At 45.6% G+C, this 21,876-nt stretch carries 16 protein-coding genes; 5 read left to right on the top strand and 11 right to left on the bottom strand.

The annotated features are described in order from the left end of the window. Positions 1 to 130: 130 nt before the first annotated feature. Positions 131 to 343, bottom strand: a complete 213-nt coding sequence (locus V2H45_RS11460; protein ID WP_330483785.1) for a hypothetical protein — start codon at positions 341 to 343, stop codon at positions 131 to 133. Positions 344 to 662: 319 nt separating this feature from the next. Here V2H45_RS11460 and V2H45_RS11465 point away from each other — a divergent pair, with 319 nt between their 5' ends. Further along, positions 663 to 1,034 (top strand): hypothetical protein, encoded by a 372-nt coding sequence (locus tag V2H45_RS11465; protein WP_330483786.1) that lies wholly within the window; start codon positions 663 to 665, stop codon positions 1,032 to 1,034. Between the two features lie 149 nt (positions 1,035 to 1,183). Here the strand turns inward: V2H45_RS11465 and V2H45_RS11470 are convergent, their stop codons facing one another. The 4 genes from V2H45_RS11470 to V2H45_RS11485 all read right to left on the bottom strand — a co-directional run bounded on the left by V2H45_RS11470 (position 1,184) and on the right by V2H45_RS11485 (position 6,470). Next, the gene (locus tag V2H45_RS11470; protein ID WP_330483787.1) at positions 1,184 to 3,559 is read right to left on the bottom strand and encodes a tetratricopeptide repeat protein; all 2,376 of its coding nucleotides are present in this window, start codon (positions 3,557 to 3,559) and stop codon (positions 1,184 to 1,186) included. A 278-nt stretch (positions 3,560 to 3,837) separates the two neighbouring features. Continuing rightward, on the bottom strand, positions 3,838 to 5,184 hold the full coding sequence (locus tag V2H45_RS11475) for a S41 family peptidase (RefSeq protein ID WP_330483788.1): 1,347 nt from the start codon (positions 5,182 to 5,184) through the stop codon (positions 3,838 to 3,840). Between the two features lie 134 nt (positions 5,185 to 5,318). Next, positions 5,319 to 5,849, bottom strand: coding sequence for a Coq4 family protein (locus V2H45_RS11480; RefSeq protein WP_330483789.1), 531 nt, complete (start codon positions 5,847 to 5,849; stop codon positions 5,319 to 5,321). A 168-nt stretch (positions 5,850 to 6,017) separates the two neighbouring features. Continuing rightward, the gene (locus V2H45_RS11485) at positions 6,018 to 6,470 is read right to left on the bottom strand and encodes a Spy/CpxP family protein refolding chaperone (protein ID WP_330483790.1); all 453 of its coding nucleotides are present in this window, start codon (positions 6,468 to 6,470) and stop codon (positions 6,018 to 6,020) included. Between the two features lie 174 nt (positions 6,471 to 6,644). On the opposite strand from V2H45_RS11485, the gene V2H45_RS11490 reads away from it, so the two are divergent. Together V2H45_RS11490 and V2H45_RS11495 are read left to right on the top strand one after the other, a co-directional pair. Further along, a complete protein-coding gene (locus tag V2H45_RS11490; RefSeq protein WP_330483791.1) occupies positions 6,645 to 7,997 on the top strand; it encodes a sensor histidine kinase in 1,353 nt (450 codons plus the stop codon). A 27-nt stretch (positions 7,998 to 8,024) separates the two neighbouring features. Next, entirely contained in the window at positions 8,025 to 8,714 is a 690-nt protein-coding gene (locus V2H45_RS11495; RefSeq protein ID WP_330483792.1) for a response regulator transcription factor, read from the top strand. Between the two features lie 168 nt (positions 8,715 to 8,882). On the opposite strand, the gene gyrB is transcribed toward V2H45_RS11495, so the two are convergent. After that, on the bottom strand, positions 8,883 to 10,820 hold the full coding sequence (gyrB, locus tag V2H45_RS11500) for a DNA topoisomerase (ATP-hydrolyzing) subunit B (protein ID WP_330483793.1): 1,938 nt from the start codon (positions 10,818 to 10,820) through the stop codon (positions 8,883 to 8,885). Between the two features lie 334 nt (positions 10,821 to 11,154). Beyond that, entirely contained in the window at positions 11,155 to 12,150 is a 996-nt protein-coding gene (ilvC, locus tag V2H45_RS11505; protein WP_330483794.1) for a ketol-acid reductoisomerase, read from the bottom strand. A 217-nt stretch (positions 12,151 to 12,367) separates the two neighbouring features. Between ilvC and V2H45_RS11510 the strand changes: the two genes are divergently transcribed. Together V2H45_RS11510 and V2H45_RS11515 are read left to right on the top strand one after the other, a co-directional pair. After that, positions 12,368 to 12,778, top strand: coding sequence for a cupin domain-containing protein (locus V2H45_RS11510; protein ID WP_330483795.1), 411 nt, complete (start codon positions 12,368 to 12,370; stop codon positions 12,776 to 12,778). 246 nt (positions 12,779 to 13,024) lie between these two features. Further along, a complete protein-coding gene (locus V2H45_RS11515) occupies positions 13,025 to 14,131 on the top strand; it encodes a DegT/DnrJ/EryC1/StrS family aminotransferase (RefSeq protein WP_330483796.1) in 1,107 nt (368 codons plus the stop codon). Between the two features lie 45 nt (positions 14,132 to 14,176). Here V2H45_RS11515 and V2H45_RS11520 read toward each other — a convergent pair whose 3' ends face one another. From V2H45_RS11520 to V2H45_RS11535, 4 genes are all read right to left on the bottom strand, one after another. After that, the gene (locus tag V2H45_RS11520) at positions 14,177 to 17,707 is read right to left on the bottom strand and encodes a CHASE4 domain-containing protein (RefSeq protein ID WP_330483797.1); all 3,531 of its coding nucleotides are present in this window, start codon (positions 17,705 to 17,707) and stop codon (positions 14,177 to 14,179) included. A 232-nt stretch (positions 17,708 to 17,939) separates the two neighbouring features. Further along, positions 17,940 to 18,821: a 6-carboxytetrahydropterin synthase gene (locus V2H45_RS11525; protein WP_330483798.1), complete on the bottom strand. Its 882-nt coding sequence runs from the start codon at positions 18,819 to 18,821 to the stop codon at positions 17,940 to 17,942. Positions 18,822 to 18,929: 108 nt separating this feature from the next. Next, on the bottom strand, positions 18,930 to 19,757 hold the full coding sequence (locus tag V2H45_RS11530) for an LbetaH domain-containing protein (RefSeq protein ID WP_330483799.1): 828 nt from the start codon (positions 19,755 to 19,757) through the stop codon (positions 18,930 to 18,932). Positions 19,758 to 19,805: 48 nt separating this feature from the next. Next, complete coding sequence (locus V2H45_RS11535) at positions 19,806 to 21,866, bottom strand: ribulose bisphosphate carboxylase small subunit (RefSeq protein WP_330483800.1); 2,061 nt, start codon at positions 21,864 to 21,866, stop codon at positions 19,806 to 19,808. Between the last annotated feature and the right edge of the window lie 10 nt (positions 21,867 to 21,876).

The raw sequence follows: 21,876 nt of genomic DNA on the forward strand, positions 1-21,876 counted from the left end.
CTTACCCTCTTTTTTACCTCATATTTTACCCTGTCTTATAGCGGAAAGGGAGTAATGGCTTCAATTGATTTATTGGAGAGCTTTTCAGATTGATTCATCCACCAAAGCCAAACATGGGTATCGAGAATAATCATTGCTCGGCTTCCCACAGGGTATCAATCGGAGAAATGATGTCATTTTCAAAGGTGATACTGCCTTTAAGTGGATTGGTTGTTTCTAAGAAAGCGAGATTTGAAGTAATTGGTATGGGTTTTCTGAATGCCAAAATGATACGATGGAGCATTTCGAGATGCGTGTCATCGATCGCATCAATGGCTAGTTTTAGCTGATCGCGGCTAATCATTGGCTTAACAAAGAAAAAGTTTTTGATAGAGTTTATCCTAGCAAAAAACAAGATTGCAGGGGTTAGGCAAGAGTATCGAGTAAATAGGCTTGAGTTGCGACAATTATAAACTTTGCTCATTTCATCAACTCCGATCGCAAGTATTCTCTAAGCGATCAGGAATCTTTCTCTAAGCGATCGCGACTTACTTCCCCAGCGATCGCAAGTTTTCTCTAAACGATCATAATCTTCCTCTCGCGATCGCTAGAACTCTTTACTAATATAGGATATACACTTCTTCTTTATGCAATAATTGAGCTATAAAAATAAAGGAGATAAAATGGCAAATAACCTAAACGAGGCACAGATAGATGCTATAAAAAATCCACGAATAGAATGGTCAGATAAATATCATAAAGATGGAAGTTCGTCTGGAGAATTTTTCTTTAATCTTGCTCCCTTTTCATTGCAACCCAAAGAGCATGGAATTGGGATTCATGCCACGTATTGTGATGATGGGAGGAAAGTAATTGTACAGGGGCATAAAGGTTCGGTCGGTGTTCTTTGTGGTTTGGAGGATTGTCTAAGTGAACTACTATCCAACTTGGAAGAGGTGTATGAAATCAGCTTCTGCCCATTAGACAAATGCTTGCAACGTATAAAAGTTAGCACTGAAAGGAGAATGGGCACTGACTTAGTTGAATTTACCTAGTCTTGATAGTTGATAAAAGAGCGATGTCAACCACTTATACAACTTTGCGTGAAAAGCTGAAGCAAGATCAAGGATAAGGAACCTCCGTTCGGGTTAAAAGGAACCTCTGTTCGGGTTAAGACGATTTTATAGGTTATTCTACGACGAAATTATATTTTTGCTGAATTACTTTGTTCTTTAAAAAGTTCAGTAGACTTTTGAAAGTCCGTTTGTGCTCCCTGATAATCTCTTAATTCGGACTTTACAAGCCCACGATTGTAGTAAGCATTAGCGTCGTCAGGATTGATGCGGATGGCTTCTGTGAAATCAGCAATTGCTCCTTGATTATCGCCTACCTTTGACTTGTCTACCCCGCGATTGCCATAAGCATTAGCATAGTCAGGATTGATGCAGATAGCTTCTGTGTAGTCGGCAATTGCTCCCTGAATTTCTATTAGTTTGGACTTTGCTAATCCGCGATGGTAGTAGGCATAATCATCAGAAGGATTGATGCGGATGGCTTCTGTGTAGTCAGAGATTGCTCCCTGATAATCTCTTAACTCGGACTTAGCTACCCCGCGATTGCCATAAGCATCGGCATAGTCAGGATTTAGACAGATGGCTTCTGTGTAGTCAGAGATTGCTCCCTGATAATCTCTTAACTCGGACTTAGCTACCCCGCGATTGCTGTAGACATTAGCATGGTCAGGATTGATACGGATGACTTCAGTGTAGTCAGCAATTGCTCCCTGATTATCTCCTAACTTTGACTTCGCTACCCCGCGATTGCCGTAAGCATCAGCATAGTCAGGATTGATGCGGATAGCTTCTGTGAAATCAGCAATTGCTCCCTGAATTTCTCTTAGTTTGGACTTTGCTAATCCGCGATGGTAGTAAGCATAATCGTCAGAAGGATTGATGCGGATGGCTTCTGTGTAGTCAATAATTGCTCCTTGATAGTCTCCTAACTTTGACTTCGCTAACCCGCGATTGTAGTAGTTGTTAGCATCGTTAGGATTGATGTGGATAACTTCTGTGTAGTCAGAGACTGCTCCTTGATTATCTTCTACCTTTGACTTCGCAATCCCACGACTGTAATAAGCATTAGCGTAATCAGGGTTGATACGGATAGCTTCTGTGTAGTCAGAGATTGCTCCTTGATTATCTTCTACCTTTGACTTCGCTACCCCGCGATTGATATAAGCATAATCGTCAGAAGGATTGATGCGGATGGCTTCTGTGTAGTCAGAGATTGCTCCTTGATTATCTTCTACCTTTGACTTCGCTACCCCGCGATTGATATAAGCATAATCGTCAGAAGGATTGATGCGGATGGCTTCTGTGTAGTCAGAGATTGCTCCTTGATTATCTTCTACCTTTGACTTCGCAATCCCACGACTGTAATAAGCATTAGCGTAATCAGGGTTGATACGGATAGCTTCTGTGTAGTCAGAGATTGCTCCTTGATTATCTTCTACCTTTGACTTCGCTACCCCGCGATTGATATAAGCATTAGTGAAATTAGGATTGATGCGGATGGCTTCTGTATAGTCAATAATTGCTCCCTGATAATCTCTTAATTCGGACTTCACTAGCCCCCGATTATAGTAGGCATCAGCATAGTCAGGATTGATGCGGATATCTTCTGTGAAATCAGCAATTGCTCCCTGATTATCTCCTAACTTTGACTTCGCTACCCCGCGATTGCCGTAAGCATCAGCATAGTCAGGATTGATGCGGATAGCTTCTGTGAAATCAGCAATTGCTCCCTGAATTTCTCTTAGTTTTGACTTTGCTAATCCCCGATGGTAGTAAGCATCAGCATAGTCAGGATTGATGCGGATGGCTTCTGTGAAATCAGCAATTGCTCCTTGATTATCTCCTAACTTTGACTTGTCTACCCCGCGATCGTAGTAAACAAAGGCAAAGTCAGGATTTAGACGAATGAATTCTGTGTAGTCAGCAATTGCTCCCTGATAATCTCTTAATTCGGACTTAGCTACCCCCCGATTGTAGTAGGCATCAGCATAGTCAGGATTGATACGGATAGCTTCTGTGTAGTCAGAGATTGCTCCTTCTTTGTCTCCTAAAATAGACTTGCATGTTCCGCGATTGCCATAAGCATCGGCAAAGTCAGGGTTGAGGCAGATGGCTTCTGTATAGTCAATAATTGCTCCCTGATAATCTCTTAATCTAGACTTTGCGGAACCACGATAATTGTATACTTCGACATATGAAGGTTCAAGACGAAGAGCTTTGTTGAAATCAGCAATTGCACCTTTGATATCACCTACTTCGCGCTTTATTAACCCACGAGTAGAGTAATCTTCAGCATGACTCGGTTCAAGATGGATGAGTTCATCGTAATCATCAAGTGCTTCTTCGTAGTTTCTTAATCTTATCTTCGCTATTCCTCGATAACGGTAGGCTTCTGTAAAATCAGGTTTTAGATGTATGGCTTCTGTAAGGTAATCAATTGCCCCTTGACTATCTCCTTCATTTAAGGTTTCTAAACCACGATTAAAACAAGCTTCCAGTCTATTCATATGGATTACTCTCAAGTAATTTTTTATACTCTTGTCTTGCAGACAGGTGCACTTTAATACCAGTGATAAACTAGCCTTATATCTTTATACGTTTGATGCAGAAGGCTTTCGTGCGATCAGTAAACTAGATCTGCATCGATCGCAAAACTTAGCTGTTAGTGGATTCGGACAATTGCAAGCAAGACAAAGGCAGTTGCTCATGCTTCAAATTGTTGGAAAATCTGGCTTCAACAATTATGACATTTTCATTAGTGGTTGCAATCTGCCTTAGTCACAAATTAACCTTTGACTTCAGTTTGGCTCATCCCCACCTTAGAACTCAAGAGTTGTAAAGCAGCGACATATTGTCCATCATCTTTTGTGCCCAGTTTCTCGCGGGTGAGCGGTTCGGTGAGTTTGACCTCAACATCAGGCGTAATTCCTTTTTTGTGGATGTCGTGATGTTTGGGCGTTTCATATTTAGCGATCGTTACAGCTAAACCAGAACCATCATCAAGATCGTAAAGGGATTGAATCAACCCCTTGCCAAAAGTGCGCGTACCTAACAAAGCAGCACGCCCATTCTCTTGTAATGCGCCTGCAAGAACTTCGCTAGCACTTGCCGTACCACCATCAGTCAAGATCACCAAAGGATCGCCAGTCAACGCTGCATTTGTCGCAGCATAGCTTTCTTGCAAACCTTGCCGATCGCGTGTAAACACAATTACGCCTTCGGGCAACCACATCCGCGCAATTTCTAAGCCAGCATCAAACAGCCCACCAGGATTGCCACGCAGGTCTAAAACATAGCGATCGGCTCCCTTGGCTTCGAGTTGCTTAATCGCCTTTGACATATCAGCGGCGGCATTGCCGTTAAATTGACTCAGCCGAATGTAGCCAACCTTATGCTCTTCTTCTTGGTTGAGCTTAGCAATCACGGGGTTTACCGCAATGCGATCGCGTTGGATCGTCACCTCAAGGGTATCAACCTTGCCTTTTAAGCCATTCTTCGCATCCTTAGGCTCAGACTTAGGATCGAACTTAGGATCGGGGGCTTGACTGACTAATTCTGTCGAGACAGGTCGTGCGATCGTCAGCGTCACTTTTGAGCCAAGACTACCGCGCATGCGTTCGGCGCATTCATCTAAAGTCATGTTTTCCGTAGAGGCATTATCGATCTTGACAATGCGATCGAGCGATCGCACGCCAGCTCTATCCGCAGGGGAGCCTTCGATCGGCGCGACGACAATAATGCTGTGCGATACCGTATCGACGGCAATCTGCAACCCTACGCCCGTGAGTTCGCCAGCGGTACTGGTTTGCATACTGCGAAATTGATCGGGTCTGAGTAGGCGCGTAAACGGATCGTCCAGCGTCGCCAACATTTCTTGAATTGCCGTGTAGGTTTCGTCGCGGCTGTTAAACTTACGGTTAGCAAATTTGCGCCGAACTTTGTACCAGTTTTGATGGTTAAAGCTGCTATCAACGTAGGAACGATTGACCAGTTGCCAAACGTTGGTTAAAAATTTTTGTTCGTTATTGTAGTCCGTTACGGCTGCGATCGCACCACCCATAAACAGCAACTGGGCACTCAAAACAACAGACAAGACTACAAGCCAAGACCAAAATTTACGCTGCTTCAACATGCTTGATAAATTAAAAAATTAAATAGGAGGAAATAAAATCTGATTTTATTCTCTCCATGTTACCCAATCCTGACCATACGTCACAGGATACAGTTCGTCGATCTTCAGCGCGAGTTAGATCGGGTTAGATCGAGTTAGATCAAGAATAGTTGCCGAACTTCAGCCAAGGAAACTTCCCACAACAATTCGGGTTGCCATGTATCCGCATCAAAGTTAGACTCACAGCCGCGATTGTAGGCAGCTTTTAGCCTTGCTTCAATGGCTTTTTCACCCTGTCCTGATAGGGATACCTCACGCCCAATGCGTCTCATCAAAGCCGCTAAAAGCACAATGTGCACCAGCATAAATTTGGAACCCAGCAGAAATGCCTGCACCTCTGCCTCACCGATCGCATCCGTACCATAGCCAGTCAAAACGTGAACGCCATCGTGAAGTTGCTTGCGCCGCGCACCCGTGGTCAAGGGGGATAGGCGATTTCGATCGAGAAAATCAGCCCAAGCCCGTCCAAAACTGCCTACAGGCAGCGATCGCAACTGAGCGATATTCACAATGGGCGAGACATTTAAACCCATGACGCCTGTGACACGATCGACACTTTTTAAAAAGCGATCGACATTGCCAACATGATTTGAAGGAGAGAGAAAAGCAAGTGTGGGACTAAGCATAACGGTATGGGGGGGTAGGAATAGTTATGTCAATGAATTCCAGATTTAGTGTCATTAGATAGAGGCGAAGCCTTGGGAACAGAAACCTTCGCAAATTGCAAATTTAGAGACCAAAAGCCGCACCTGTCTAGAGAACTTTAATCGTTCGCGATCGCCAGCATGGGAAGCCTAATTCCCTCGATTCATAAACTGTTGTTGCATGTGCTGCCGCATTTTTTGCTGTTGCTCGGGCGTAAGAACGGCTTGCATCTGTTTGCGAGATGCTTGCATAATCGCTCGGATTTGCGTTTTTTGTTCGCTAGAGAGAACGCTATCCATTGCCTCTCTGAAATCTTCCCCATTGTCGATCGCCGTTTTAACCTGCTGTTTTTGATCGGGTGTGACAATACCTTCAATTTGAGCACGGGTTGATTTGCGAATCTGGTCTAATTGTGTTTTTTGCTGTTCGGTCAAACCAAGATCTGGGGGCATCATATGTCCGCCACCGCCTGGGTGGGGAGCCATCATGCGATCGCCACTGGTGGGGCTACCGGGCATAGATTGGGCTAAAACAATGGTAGGGGTTGCGATCGAGAGGGCTGCGATCGCCGCTGAGACAAGGGGAATTAGCTTAAATTTCATAGGATTATCTTGTTTCGGAGGTCTTTAACAATGCCAACATCCTAGAAACATTCACCAAATTTGCCATGCTGCAAACGTCATGAATACAGTCATGACAAAAGTCATAGTTTTTAAGTGCGAGAAAGTGACTAAAGAGCGCGATCGAAAGTGACAGGATGCCATACATTAAGAGGTATGAAACTGCGATCGCCTATTCATACCCATCCCTTTAAACTGCTGCTCTACTTAGAGTGGGCGTTGCTAGCGCTCACTTTTTTAATTGAAGCTTCACCACCAGGTCCATCCCTCCCATTTATGCCTAATGGGACGATCACAAATCTATTGAGCATCTTGGCATTTGGGTTGATGGGTTTATGGATCCCCACGAGGCGACGTACGCACAAACTAGTCTATACAGGTATCGAAGTTGCACTCTTGCTGTTCATGACCATACCCAGTCGTGTGATGCTGATGCCGTTGGTTTGTGTGGTTATGGTGATCCGTGGGTGTGTCATGTTTTCAATGCCCGGTCGCATCATCACCGTGGCTTCAGCCTTTGGACTGTTTCTGTTTGGGCAAATACAGCATTTTAATCGGTTCAAAAGCTTTGCTCCACCCGGATTAGAATCCTGTCTGGTTTTTAGACCCCGTGATGTGGGTTCGCTTTCGGCCGGACTAGATTCGCTCAGGCAATTTCAGATTGGTTTATCGATTATTTTTGGTTTGTGTTTAATCTTTGTTTTATTGCTTGTGAATGCGGTCTTATCAGAGCGACAGAGCCGCGAAGAACTCGCGATCGCCAACGATCGCTTGCGTCGCTACGCCCTACGCATTGAAGATCAAGCAAAATTAGAGGAACGCAATCGTATTGCCCGTGAAATTCATGATTCGTTAGGACATTCGCTCACGGCTTTAAATATTCAAATGGAAACAGTGCTAAAGCTTTGGCAGGCAAATCCCGAAAAAGCTGCCACATTTCTTGCTGAAGCCAAACGCCTAGGTTCTACAGCCTTGCAAGACGTGCGTCAATCGGTCGCAACCATGCGATCGGATCCCCTAGAAGGCAAGTCCTTGGATGAAGCGATCGCTTCTCTTTGTCAAGAATTTCAACTTTCGACAGCGATCGTCCCCCATGTCCAAATCGATGTCCCCCTTGACAGTCTGCCTTCTGATGTTAATGTTGCCGTATTTAGGATCGTGCAGGAGGCGCTCACCAATATTTGCAAATATGCTGTAGATGGAACAGAACCCTTAAAAGTTCAAATTGGTTTGCAGATTCAGAATGCAAGTCTACATTTACAAATCCAAGATAACGGCAAGGGATTTGAACTGAAACAGAACAAAACGGGATTTGGTTTGCAGGGAATGCGAGAAAGAACCCTAGCTCTAGATGGGCAATTTCACATTTCTAGTGCGATCGATGCTGGCTGTAAGATTGATGCCTATTTCCCTCTACCCAAATTAAAGCTGACTGGCCCACCAACTCCCCTTCCACTCGTTCCAGCTTGGAATCGAGAAGAAGATTCCCAAAATGGACGCTGCTTTTAATCGCTCATCCAATCATCAACAAAAACTATGATTCGCGTTTTGTTAGTTGACGATCAAAGTTTAATTCGCCTAGGTTTGAGAGCATTACTCGAACTAGAACCCGACCTAGAGATTGTAGCCGATGCTGAGAATGGTGAAATTGCTATAAATCTATTGGAAAATTTGAGCGCTACGGCGACATTACCCGATGTGATCTTGATGGATATTCGGATGCCAGTGATGGACGGTGTTGCGGCAACCCAAATCATCAGCCAAAAGTTTCCCAGTGTAAAGGTTTTGGTGCTGACCACCTTTGACGATCGCGACTATGTGACAGAGGCATTGGCAGTAGGGGCTGTTGGTTATTTACTCAAAGACACGCCCTCAGAGGAGTTAGCTAGTGCCATTCGCACGATCTACAAAGGCTATACGCAGTTTGCTCCAGGGATTTTGCAAAAAGCCTTACCCAAAGTGAATTCATCTCTGTCTACTCAAACTAGTAACAGCAAATTGAATGCGAGCGAACAACTGCCCCCAGGGTTTCACGATCTCACCGCGAGAGAAAGAGAAGTTTTACGCTTAATTGCTACAGGCGCAAGTAACCGAGAAATCGCTCAATCTCTCTATATCTCTGAAGGCACGGTCAAAAACCATGTCACCAATGTGCTCAGTCGTCTCAATTTACGCGATCGCACCCAAGCCGCAATTTTTGCCAATTCGGTTTTAGATGAGCTGTGAAGTTCTATCCATCTCATGTAACGCTTCAAACGGGCATGAGTTGACATACCGATCTCAAGGGTTCTAGGAGGATTCCTAAAATCTGAAATCACTGTATGCCATATCAATTCACATACCTCTCTCAAGTTTCGCCCCAACCTAATGACTATTCCCAAATTCACATAAACGCTAAATGTCCAAATCAGTGAGATTCATCTTAGGCCCATAGGTTTCGATAAATTCCCGTCGAGGAGCAACCTTATCGCCCATCAAGATTGTGAAAATGCGATCGGCTTCTGCGGCATCTTCGATCGTGATTTGCTTGAGCGATCGCGTCGCAGGATTCATCGTGGTTTCCCAGAGCTGCGTAGGCATCATTTCACCCAACCCTTTAAACCGTTGGATGTTGTAATTGGCATTGGCAGGGAAGCTGGAGAGAAGTACCTGTAAATCGCGATCGGTGTAACAATACTGGGCATTTTTGCCACGTTCCACTTTATACAGAGGAGGACAACCAATATAGATATAGCCCTGATCGACAAGCTGTCTTTGATAGCGATAAAAGAAGGTTAGCAAGAGGGTGCGAATGTGCGCTCCATCCACGTCCGCATCAGCCAGCAGAATAATCTTGTGATAGCGCAGTTGCGAGAGATTAAACTCTTCGCCCTTAATGCCCAATCCCAAACCTGTAATCAGCGATTGAATTTCGTTGTTCTTATAAATCTTGCTATCTTCGGCTTTCTCAATATTCAGCACCTTACCGCGCAAGGGTAAAATTGCTTGAAAGTGGCGATCGCGTCCTTGCTTGGCACTTCCACCTGCAGAGTCACCTTCCACCAAAAAGATTTCTGATTCTCTAGGATCGCGAGAACTACAGTCAGCTAACTTTCCTGGTAGGGTAGAAGACTCTAGGGCAGATTTGCGGCGTACCAGTTCGCGCGCCCGTCGAGCCGCCTCAGCCGCATTGAATGCTTGAATTGCCTTGTCGAGAATGGAGGCGGCAACCGCAGGATGGAACTCCAAATATTCATTCAGAACTTCGCCGACAAAGGAATCCACGATGCCTCTGACTTCTGTGTTTCCCAGTTTCGTTTTGGTTTGTCCTTCAAATTCGGGGTTGGGAACCTTGACCGAAATTACCGCAGTCAGACCTTCGCGGACGTTCTCACCCGCTAGATTAGAATCTCCTTCTTTGAGCTTCTTTAACTTGCGGGCGATCACGTTAAGACTGCGAGTCAGGACTGTTTTCAATCCTTCTAAGTGCGTACCGCCATCAATGGTACGGATGTTATTCGCAAAGCCGAGAATGTTGTCATTATAGGCATCGGCACACCATTGCAGGGCGACTTCCACCTGTACGTTATCCCGTTCCCCTTGCACGTAGATGATGTCAGGATGAATCGGTTCCTTTTCGCGAGTCATGTAGGCGACATACTCTCGAATGCCCCCATCGTAGTGATAGATCTCAGTTTTGGGTTCCTCTTCGCGGCGATCGGTAAACTGAATTTTTACGCCTGCATTGAGATAGGCTAATTCCTTTAATCTTCCCGCTAGGGTTGTGAAGTCAAAAACGGTATCGGTTTGAAAGATTTGGGCATCGGGCTTAAACCTAACTTGAGTACCGCGACTGGGCGACTCGGCAATGCTCGTCTTCATATCGCCTAGGGGAACACCACGCTCAAATCGGTGCTCGTGTACGTTGCTCTGCCGCCAAACTTTCACTTCTACCCATTCTGATAAGGCATTGACCACAGAAATACCAACGCCATGCAGACCGCCAGAGACTTTATAACCGCTTTCACCGCCAAATTTTCCACCTGCCCCCAGCTTTGTCATCACGGTTTCTAGGGCAGATTTACCAGTTTTGGGGTGAATATCAACGGGAATCCCGCGCCCGTTATCCGTAACCGTAACGGATCCATCCTCTAAAAGTTCTACGAGAATCAGGTTGCAATGTCCGCCTAACGCCTCGTCAACGCTATTGTCTACGACTTCAAAAACAAGGTGGTGTAGGCCTTTAGGTCCCGTAGAGCCAATGTACATACCCGGACGTTTGCGAACATGCTCTATCCCTTCCAGGACTTGAATTTGGTTGGCATTATAAGTCTCGGCGATCGTTTCAAGCATGAACTAGACAACTCCAAATAAGGCTTCTAGGGTTAATTTTGACTTTAAACATCAAAATACTACGCCATTATAGCTTAAATGGTTTCTGGGTGGTAATAAGTGGCTTTTGAATGTATTTTTTGACTAATGTGTAAGATGCAAGAGTTTCTGGTTTTATTCGGAAGCTCTTGTCATGCTAGGCAAGCACTATGCTACAGGCGGGCTTTGAACTTAGAAAGAATTCGCAGTAATTGGCGCTTTAACCCATGCCTCTTCATATCTAGAATTGTGGGTAATTTAATCCACAATTTCTAGCTCTGCTCAGCCAACCTTGACTGAGCAGACTTGAGTGGATCTAGACTTTTTTTAGCCAGCTAAACATGGCACGTAGATCTTTTCCAACTTCTTCGATTGGGTGTTCGGCTTCACGGCGACGCATAGCGGTAAACCCTGCTTTGCCAGATAGATTTTCTAAAACAAACTCACGGGCAAATTGTCCAGACTGAATCTCAGACAAAATCCGCTTCATTTCAGCACGAGTCGCATCGGTGATGATCCGAGGCCCACGGGTATAGTCGCCATACTCAGCGGTGTTTGAGATACTGTGACGCATTTTTGCCAAGCCACCTTCCACGACGAGATCCACGATCAACTTAACTTCATGCAAACATTCAAAGTAAGCTAATTCGGGTTGATAGCCAGCATTGACGAGGGTTTCAAATCCAGCCTTAATCAATTCGCTCAAGCCACCGCAAAGAACGACCTGCTCGCCAAACAAATCCGTTTCAGTTTCTTCACGAAACGTGGTTTCTAAAATACCTGCACGAGTAGCACCAATACCCCTTGCATAGGCCATAGCGCGATCGCGAGCTTGTCCAGAAGCATCTTGATGAACGGCAAACAAGCCAGGTACGCCTTGTCCTTGGGTAAACACGCGACGCACTAAATGTCCAGGGCCTTTGGGGGCGACCATTACGACATCGACATGGGCAGGGGGAACGACTTGAGCGAAATTAATATTAAAGCCATGGGCAAAGGCAAGCACATCCCCTTGCTTTAGATTAGGGGCAATTTCTTTGTTGAAGATTTCTTTTTGCGTTTCGTCTGGCAACAAGATCATAATAAAGTCGGCAGCAGCAGCGGCATCGGCAACTTTTTTAACAGTTAACCCTTCGGAGGTTGCCTTTTCCCAAGATGGGCTGCCTTCATATAAGCCCACAATCACATCTAAGCCACTATCTTTGAGGTTAAGGGCATGGGCGTGACCTTGAGATCCATAACCAATGATGGCGATCTTCTTATTGGCTAAAAAATCAAGATTAGCGTCCGTGTCGTAGTACATGCGAGCCATAGTATTTAGGTATCTCCGAGGCGATCGATGAGTGATTTATAGAATATGCAAAGTTAATGCGATCTACTAGTTTAGCCAAAATCTGCCCCTATTTTGTGACTCCTGTCTGGGGAAATTGGCAATAGTTTACGGAGCTTTTGTTGGTTACTAGTGACTCACCTTAATCAAACTGATATGCTTAACAAGTAGTAATCCTCACCTTCTGATTAAAATCACTATGCTACAGGTAGAAGAAACTGTTCAGTCGATTCCATCTCTCAATGGCGATGGTCAAAACTCAGTGGCGACACAAAGACCTTGGGGCTCTTTTACAGTATTAGAAGAAGGGCGAGGTTATAAAATCAAGCGCATTGAGGTCAGACCCGGACATCGACTGAGCTTACAGATGCACCATCACCGCAGCGAACATTGGATTGTGGTATCTGGTACTGCAAGAGTTGTCTGTGGAGAAAATGAAATTATGGTGCATACAAACCAGTCTACCTATGTGCCCCAATGTACGGCTCACCGTTTAGAAAACCCAGGGGTTATTCCGCTGATTTTGATTGAGGTGCAAAATGGCGAATATCTTGGGGAAGACGATATTATTCGCTTCCAAGATGACTATTCAAGGCACGAAAAGAAGTAAATCAAGTCCTAGATTGGTAAGTTTAGATAAAATCTAAACTTTATAGCTACAAAATTTTATAGCTATATTAGAGCCGACCTATAGCAATCAGACATCATTCCTAAGAATCGTAGGGGCAATGCATAAATTGTCCTTACATATACATCAAAGAGGATTGCTATATCTAGATCTTGGCTAGCGATCGCCAAATTTTGATGGCTAAAATTCTATCCCCCTACCTAAATCAACTCAATCCTTAACTAAAGCGTGATCAAGATTCCTCCATTTGATGTAACCAAGCAATTTGAACTAATTGGTGAAGAATTAAACAAAACGGTTACAGCCGTCTTAGCCTCAGGTCATTATGTTGGTGGCGAGCATGTCACCCAATTTGAGACTGAATTTGCGCAATATATTGGCACTGAATTTGGTGTTGCTTGCAACTCGGGCACAGATGCACTGTATCTCGCTTTACGATCGCTGGACATTGGTGCAGGGGATGAGGTGATTACGACGCCTTTTACGTTTTTCTCAAGCGCAGAAGTAATCGACATGGTGGGGGCAAAACCTGTATTCGTCGATATTGAGGCCCATAGCTTTAACATTGACCTCGCTTTGGTCGAGCAAGCAATTACAGAACGAACCCGTGCGATTTTACCCGTACATTTGTTTGGTCGTCCCGTCGATATGACCCAACTGATGGCGATCGCCCGCAAACATAGCTTATATGTCATCGAGGATTGCGCTCAAGCCACAGGGGCAACTTGGGCAGATCGTAAAGTCGGCAGCATTGGTGATATCGGGTGCTTTAGCTATTACCCTACGAAAAATCTGGGCTGTTGCGGGGATGGTGGGCTGGTAACGACGAAGGATGCCGCGATCGCTCAGAAAATTCGGGTTTTGCGCGAACATGGCAGCCCCCAACGGTACTACCACGACTACATCGGCATGAACTCTCGCCTAGATGCGATTCAAGCCGCGATTTTACGAGTAAAGCTTCCCTATCTGGATAAGTGGAATTTTTTAAGAAAAGCGATCGCCGACCGCTATCAGCAGTCGCTGCAATATCTTGAGGGCATCGTATTACCTGCGGATTGTGCAGGCAGTGTTTGGAATCAATACACGATTCAGATTTGTAACCGAGATCGCAACGCGATCCAAGCCAAACTCAAGGAATTGGGCGTAATTTCCATGATTTACTATCCCTTGCCTTTGCACTTGCAAAAGGTTTATGACTATTTAGGTCATGGGAAAGGTAGTTTTCCCGTTACTGAAGCCGTAAGCGATCGCGTCCTTTCGTTGCCCATGTTTCCCGAACTTTCGGATGAACAGCAAGATATTGTGGTCGATGCACTGAAACAATGCCTGATTTAATGGGCTGGGGTAAAAACCTAACCGCCAATCGCTAATTGCCAAATACTACTGGCTATGAATCTTTCCCCCCCAATGATTTAGCGCTGCTTTAAGCGTTTCTAAACGGATGGGTTTGCTAACGTAATCATTCATGCCAGCCGCAAGACAGCGATCGCGATCTTCGTTCATGGCTCCTGCTGTCATGGCAATAATAATCGGACGCTCTTGGGGCTGCCATTTCTGGCAAATTTGTTGGGTTGCCTCTAAACCATCCATTTCAGGCATTTGCACGTCCATCAAGATGATGTCGTAGGTGCTTTGGTGCAAACAGGTCAAGACTTCTAAGCCATTGTTAGCAACAACCGCATCATAGCCAAGCTTACCCAGCATTCTTAGAGCCACGATTTGATTGACAGGGTTATCTTCAGCTAAAAGGATGCGTAAAGTCGTTGAAGTCTTAGCTTCTCGCTCTGCCTCTACTGAGTCGTCCTGAACCACAACCCGATCGCCGAGATTGGCGAGAATATCAAACCGAAACACAGTGCCTTGCCCTAAAACACTAGTGAAGGTAATTTCTCCCCCCATCAAGCGCACAATCTCACGGCTAATGGGCAAACCTAAGCCCGTTCCCTCATTGGATTTAACACCTGATTCAGTTTGGGCAAAAATTTCAAAGACGCGGTCGCTTTCTTCCGCTGCAATCCCAACCCCAGTGTCTTCCACTTCAAACTTTAAATTCACGGTTGATGAGGAACGATCGATCGCTCCTGTTGAGGCGCGTAACATGACAGATCCCCTGTGCGTAAATTTGATCGCATTGGTGAGCAAATTAATCATCACTTGCCTCAGTTTCATCTCATCGGTTTCAATATGTTGAGGCAGTGACTGCGCGCGTTCAAAGATCAGTTGCAAGCCCTTCGTCTCAGCTCTTTGCCGTAACATATCTTGGATGCCATCCAGGAGGGCATAGAGATCGAAAGGATTGGCATTTAAACTGATTTTGCCTAACTCAATTTTGGACATTTCCAAAACATCGTTGATCAAAGCCAATAAATGTTCGCCACTGTTGTTGATGATGCGAAGATTTTCTCTTTGTTCTTGGGTGAGGGCTAGATCGCTTACCATGAGTTGTGTAAAGCCAAGAATGGCATTGAGGGGCGTGCGCAACTCATGACTCATTTTGGCAAGAAAACTGGTTTTGGCTTTGTTCGCAGCATCTGCATCTTCTTTGGCTTGCTGAAGTTCGAGTTCAGAAGCCTTGCGATCGCTAATATCTCTTGCTACCCAGATCACCGAGTCATCGGCGATCGGCGAAACACTTGCCGAAAACCAAATTGGCTTACCGTTGATTTCCAAGAGGTACTCGGTATTTAGGGTTTGCTGGGTGTTAAGCACCTGCCAAATCTGATGCATAAATTGCTCTGCCTGCGATCGCTCAAACACCTGATATAGCGTCTTACCCACAAGTTCATCGGCAGGTCTGACCAAAAGCGCATCATTCGTAGGCGTAACCTTGAGGTAATATCCTTGCGAATCAATCACCATAATCACATCAGTCATTGCTCTAAATAAGGCTCGCAATTCGGCAGCAGTCCGCTTTTGTTGAATTGCGGCGCCCAATTGTTCGGCTACATCTGAAATTAATTTAACCGAGCGGCGATCGTGTTCCCGAATTTTAACTGTACAAAAAATTAGAATCGCTAAGACCTGACTTTGAGAACTGGTCGGCTCATCTTTAATCAAAATCGGGATGCCCAAAAAGGAATTTAAATCTGCTGCCGTGGCTAAACTCGTTCTCAAGAAACTCTGAGGATATGAGTCAAGGTCTTGAATCCACTCCACCTGCTGGCTCGCCCAAACACGACCGACTAGTCCCTCATTCGGTAAAAAAGAAAATCCCTCCGAAAACGTGCGAAATTCTTGCAAAGCTGCCGCCATCTTTTCATCGTCAAGTGGCTTACAGTAACGGGAAGGCCGACATTCGAGCACAAGCCCATCTGCACTGACCGACCAAGCTTCCCCATAGTACCAACCTGTGGCTTCGCAAACCCCTTGGAGCAACGCTTGCAAGGCTGCATCAAAATCAGGCGCTTCATTAATCGCTTGATTGAGACTGAGCAATAACTGAGTCTCCCGATCTGCCCGCTTGCGATCGCTAATTTCTCGCACGATCATTAAAACTTCATCTTCACCGCTGACTGCAATGCGCCCCTCATAGTCAAGCATCTCGCCATCGATCGACAACTGGTAGTCAAAAATTTGAACTTTACCCGTCAAAAGAGCTTGTTCTATATGGTGCATGCGCTGTTGATAGACATCAGGTGGCAAAAAATCCACAATATTTTTGTGAATGGTTGTCTCAATGGGATAAAGAGTTTTTACATCTTTACCGGGCTTCATATCCAGATAGGTACCATCTCGATTTAACCGAATCATTAAATCTGGAAACGCCGATACGATCGCTTGATTGCGGTTTTCGCTCTGCTGTAAAGCAATGGCTGACTGACTTTGTTGGCGATCGCGCTGCTCCAAGACTTGCAGCAATTGATTCATCGAATTTGTGAAATTTCCCAGCTCATCGTCGCTAGTTGAACCGAGACGGGCAGACAGATCGCCCGTCTTACTAATCTCAGAAATGGATTTATCCAAGCGTGAAATCCGCGAGAGCACCAGCTTTTCTAAACAAAAGAGAGTAACGACACCAAAGATCGTACCTGTCACCACGATCAACCACATCAGTTGAATCACTGCCTGCTGGGCATTTTGGTAGGTTGACCGATTAAGCTCTATGCGTAGGAGTAAAGCAGGCTTACCATCAATATCTGCGAGCAGTGTATAGGAAGAAAGTACCGATTCGCTGAGCGGTTTGATAAAAATAGGCATCGACTCAGAGGATGGATTCGACGCACTGAGCATCAAGGTAGCTTTTGCAGCTTGCCAATCAGCAGGCAAATTTCGATCATCAAACGCAAATACTTTCAGATTGACACCTGATAGTTGAAACAAGTTGGTCAAGTAATTGCTATCCATATAGCGTCCAAAGATTGCGGTGCCACGTACTGGGCCTTTGGCATCGCTGGTGAGAATTGGATGGGCAGTAATGAGCATAGGAGCTTTGGGCATCATCACAATCCCCGTCAAGGGCTTTGGGATTTCTGCCGTAGTGGGTTTACGCAATAGGCTGCCCGTTATGATGCCCTGTTCGATCTGCTCGGGAATTGGCGATCGCTGCTTTTGCAGCCAATCAAACCCCGTTGCATAAATGGTTTTGCCTGCAAGATTGACATAGGCGATCGCATTGATTTTGAGGTTCACCAACTGCTGATCGGCTAAATTTGAGGAGATATAGGTTTGATTGCGATTCTCAATAAATGCGTAGGTATCATCCCATTGACTCCAGTCATACCAACGCTCTTGAAACAGACGGCGATCGCTGAGGAGAATATTGACAGTTTCTTTAATGTTTTGACGCACATCAATTTTCTCTTCTTCCAGCGCATTTCTCACTAAAATCGATGATGACACGACATATAGTGCAGCATTAAGACCAATTAGGGTTGTAGCGATCGCGAAAAGGGTCTTTTTCCGCAGTGTCATAGAACGATTCGTCCAAAGAATTCAGAAAATCATTACCATTGCTTAGGCGTTGCTGAATCGTGGCATAAAACCATATGGGTAGCTTACCCTGTTAACTGTCCTTACAAAAGCTATGTAGTAACAAACTATTAAAAAACTATGTAGTGGTAGGCTCGATCGTAAATCTAGGGCAATAGAGTTCATAATGCCCCTATTACCCTAACTAATAATACTTCCAAGTCAAAATTTCAAGCTATGCGATCGCCATTGGCTCTGGAATCGCTTCCGCCAGAGACTGCTCGACCTGCAACAGCAGATCGGGACTGTACACCTCACAAGAATTATTTGGGCTTTCGATCAATTTGACGCAGTACAACTCAGCACCCAATTCGCGAATAGGCTGGGTTAAGACCGTTTGAATGTAAATTGCAATATTTTCTGCCGTAGGGACGACGTTGGCGAAGTAAGGAATGTCCTTATTTAAAAAGGTATGATCCATCGGATCGAGCACATACTCAGCGATCGCCTGTTGGACTTTTCCTAAGTCGGCAATCATGCCCGTACGCGGATGGATCTCGCCACGAATCGTCACTTCTAAATGATAGTTATGACCATGCCCATTTACACGAGCGCATTTGCCATAAATTTCTGAGTTTTCATCGAAGCTGAGATGATCGAGCGCCAAACGATGAGCTGCCGAAAAGTGCGTACTAACTGTGAGATGTGCGTGCATAGCTTTACCTTGATAATCTGCCCAGAGTTCGGGATGTTCAAATAGTCGAATTTTAACCAATGGCAAATGGGGTGCGAGACGTTGCCATATAATGCGGGCAATATTTTCGGTTGTTGGCAAGGTTTGCTCAAACTCAGCCCAAGCATGATTCAGAAAACCGAAATTTAACTGAGAGATAACCTCTTTGGCAATAATATGCTTTACCTGAGATAGGTTTAGCACCATTCCCGTATTATCGATCTCTCCCAACATCGAAACATACAAAACATAGTTGTGACCATGCCCTGGAAAGTTAGAACAAGCACCAAATTCAATTTGGTTCTCACGATCTGAAAGTTCGGGTAGCCAATAACGATGACTTGCCGAAAATTCAGCCCGTCGGTTAATTACGCATTTAGGCATCAGATATAGGGGCTTTAGAGATTGTAAAGTTTCTTTTAATAAGGTAGCACTGCTATAGGATGCATGGGAAAGGTTCCATCTCCATATCTCTAAAACCTATCTTTGGGCTTATGCTGGTGGGTTAGGAGGTTGAGTGGGCTGAATGAGATTATTTTGCCTGTGGGCAAAGAGCTTGCCCATCAGTTGATTGAGTTGCGTTTGTCCGTAGGTTTGCTGCGTACTGATATTTGTTGAAGCTTGCGTTTCTGGCGTTTGTGGAGTTGGGGTTACTTCAGCAATTTCTGGGGTTAGCGATGCTCGATCGGGAATCGCACCGTTCGGCTGATTGGTTGGCTGACTAGTGGGCAGATTGAAAGGTTGATTCAGCAAAGGTGGTGGAACAAAAGGAGTCGCTGGAAAAGGCGAACTCACAGAAATAAGTTCGGGTGGTTTATAGGGGGATGGATCGACAAACGTAGATATGGGCTCAGTGGAAGGCGTTTCTGTTGATTTCTCTATGGTTACTGGCACTGCCGATGGGGGTAATGGGGGTGCAGGATCCTCTGATACGGATATCGCTGGTGGCGCGATCGCCTCACTAGGTGGAGCTATGGTTTCACACAGCAAAGATCCAGGTGCAATTAAAGCCCTTGCTGCGATCGCATAGTTCACAATCGAACTAGATGACCCCACGCAGGCATTTTCACCGACTTTGCTCTTCCCAAAGATGAGAACCCCAGCACCGAGATTTACCCCTGCGGCGATTTCGATCGCGCCATCTTGAGCGTGTAAAACCGTGCCCATGCCAATGCAGACCCCAGCCGCAATTGTGATTTTGCTGCCAGGGTCTGCTTGGATTAATACACCCGGTGCGATCGCCGCACTAGGATGAATTGTGACATCGCCACTTATGTAGGTGTGAAAATCACCAATTGGTTCCAGAGGTGGCAAATGCATTGACTTATTTGGTTGGCTTACTTGATGAACTCTCTAAAGCAGAGCAGATTAAGGACGTTGAATAATTCCTTCAAATACACGACGCTTTGCCTTGGAATCAATTCCTAGCAAACGGACATATTCACCGTTGTGTTCGTTCATACAGGCTTCAAGCGCTGCAATCACTGAGGCTTCTGTCGTTGCTTCTAAAGGAGAGCAGCTATGCCAAGAACTAATGCGGAAGCGACGCTCATCGGTATGTTCCGTACCAATGCGATAGCCCTGTGACAGCAACTGACGCACGCGGTTCACAATATCAGCACTGAGTTTGCCTAAATAGGCTTGGGCTGTACCTTGGGCTTTGCCACTCGTAGCAGCAGAACTAGAACTTGGAGCAGCGCTAACACTTGGGTTACCACCAGGACGATGAATAATGGTTTCAACAACCCGACGTTTGGCTTTTGGATCGACACCCACCAAGCGTACATACTCACCGCTATATTCGCGCAAGCTGGCTTCTATCGCCGCGATCGCACCTGCTTCATGGGTTGCTGTAATTGGAGCGCAGGGCTGCCAAGCACTGGTTTTTAAGCGGCGATCGTCGGCATGTTCGAGACTAATACGATGACCTTGTCCCAGCAAATTTCTGACTTGACCGACAAAATCATTCCCTCCAGCACCGCCTGCATTAGAGCTAGCACTCTTGTACGAACTGGCGGATGGCGAAGAACCTTGAGCAGAGAGAGGGGCTTGCCCAGGACGATGCACGATCGCTTCAAAAATGCGACGTTTGGCTTTTGGATCGACGCCCACCAAGCGTACATATTCGTTACTATGCTCGGCTGTATAAGCAGATAGCGCCGAAATTACACCAGCTTCGTTAGAGGCATCAAAAGCAATGCCCGTTTGCCATGCACTCGCCTTTACGCGACGTTCGTCGGCAAACTCAGTACTGACGCGATAGCCTTGAGCCAATGCCTGTCTGAGTTGACTCAGCACATCTTGGGACAAAGCACTTCCATTCCCGCCACCATTTGAGGGGCTATGGGTCGCTCCCACATTGGAACTGGCACTATAGGAAGATGGAGATGAACTCGAACCGGTCGAAGCAGCCACAGGTTGGTCGTCAGGACGTTGCACGATGATTTCTTGCACCCGACGTTTCGCTTTTTGATCGATACCGACCAATCGGACATATTCACCCGTATGCTCTTGCAAGCAAGTTTGGATCGCAGAAATCACGGTTGATTCGCTGCTAGATTGTGGCAAGGTAAAACTCTGCCAAGAACTCGTACGAAAACGACGTTCATCCGCATACTCTGCGCCGATCCGAAGTCCTTGAGCTAAAAGTTGGCGAACTTGACCTGCAAGATCCTGTTTGTGTTGTCCGTTCTGTGACTGCATATTCGTGAGGTTTTGATTAGTAGATTTTGATTCAGTCGTTGCTTTCGCGGCTTTTGCGGCTTTTGCTCCATTCGCTCTAGAGGACTGTTTGGAGGGCTTGCGCAAATTATCACGAATAGGGGCGATACATTCAATATTATCGGCACAGCGATAGCCCATTCGCAATGCATTATTTACACCAATCACATGACTGGCAAATTTCTGTTCGTCTTCATGAACATCAGGCAAGCGATCGGCTTGCTGTTGCGTCGTAATCACAGATCCAGAGGGCACATACTTACCTTCTGGAATCTCTACATCTTCTATAAGTACGTGCATTCCTACAATACAACCGTCCCCTACGATGGCGTTAAAGACTGTAGAGCGAAAACCGATAAAGCAGTTATCCCCAACATAGGCAGGTCCATGGATTAATGCCATGTGGGTAATCGAAGAGTTATTGCCAATCCAAACAGAGTATTGTTTGTCATCATCCCCAGTTACTCGCCCTTGTTCGAGCCCATGAATGACAACGCCATCTTGAATATTCGTGTTATCACCGATGCGAAAGGGATTGCCCTCATCAGCACGAATAGAAGTTCCGGGTGCAACGAGAACATTCGCTCCAATCCGAACATCACCTATGATGTTAGAGAAGGAATGAACATAGGCAGATGAGTCAATTGTTGGCTCAGCTAAATTTTTAGACCAAGGGGTGGGGGGAGCAGCAAAGCTACGAACTACCATACTCTTAAAC

The sequence above is a fragment of the Tumidithrix elongata BACA0141 genome (genome assembly GCF_036349135.1).
Taxonomy (GTDB): Bacteria; Cyanobacteriota; Cyanobacteriia; order Pseudanabaenales; family Pseudanabaenaceae; genus Tumidithrix; species Tumidithrix elongata.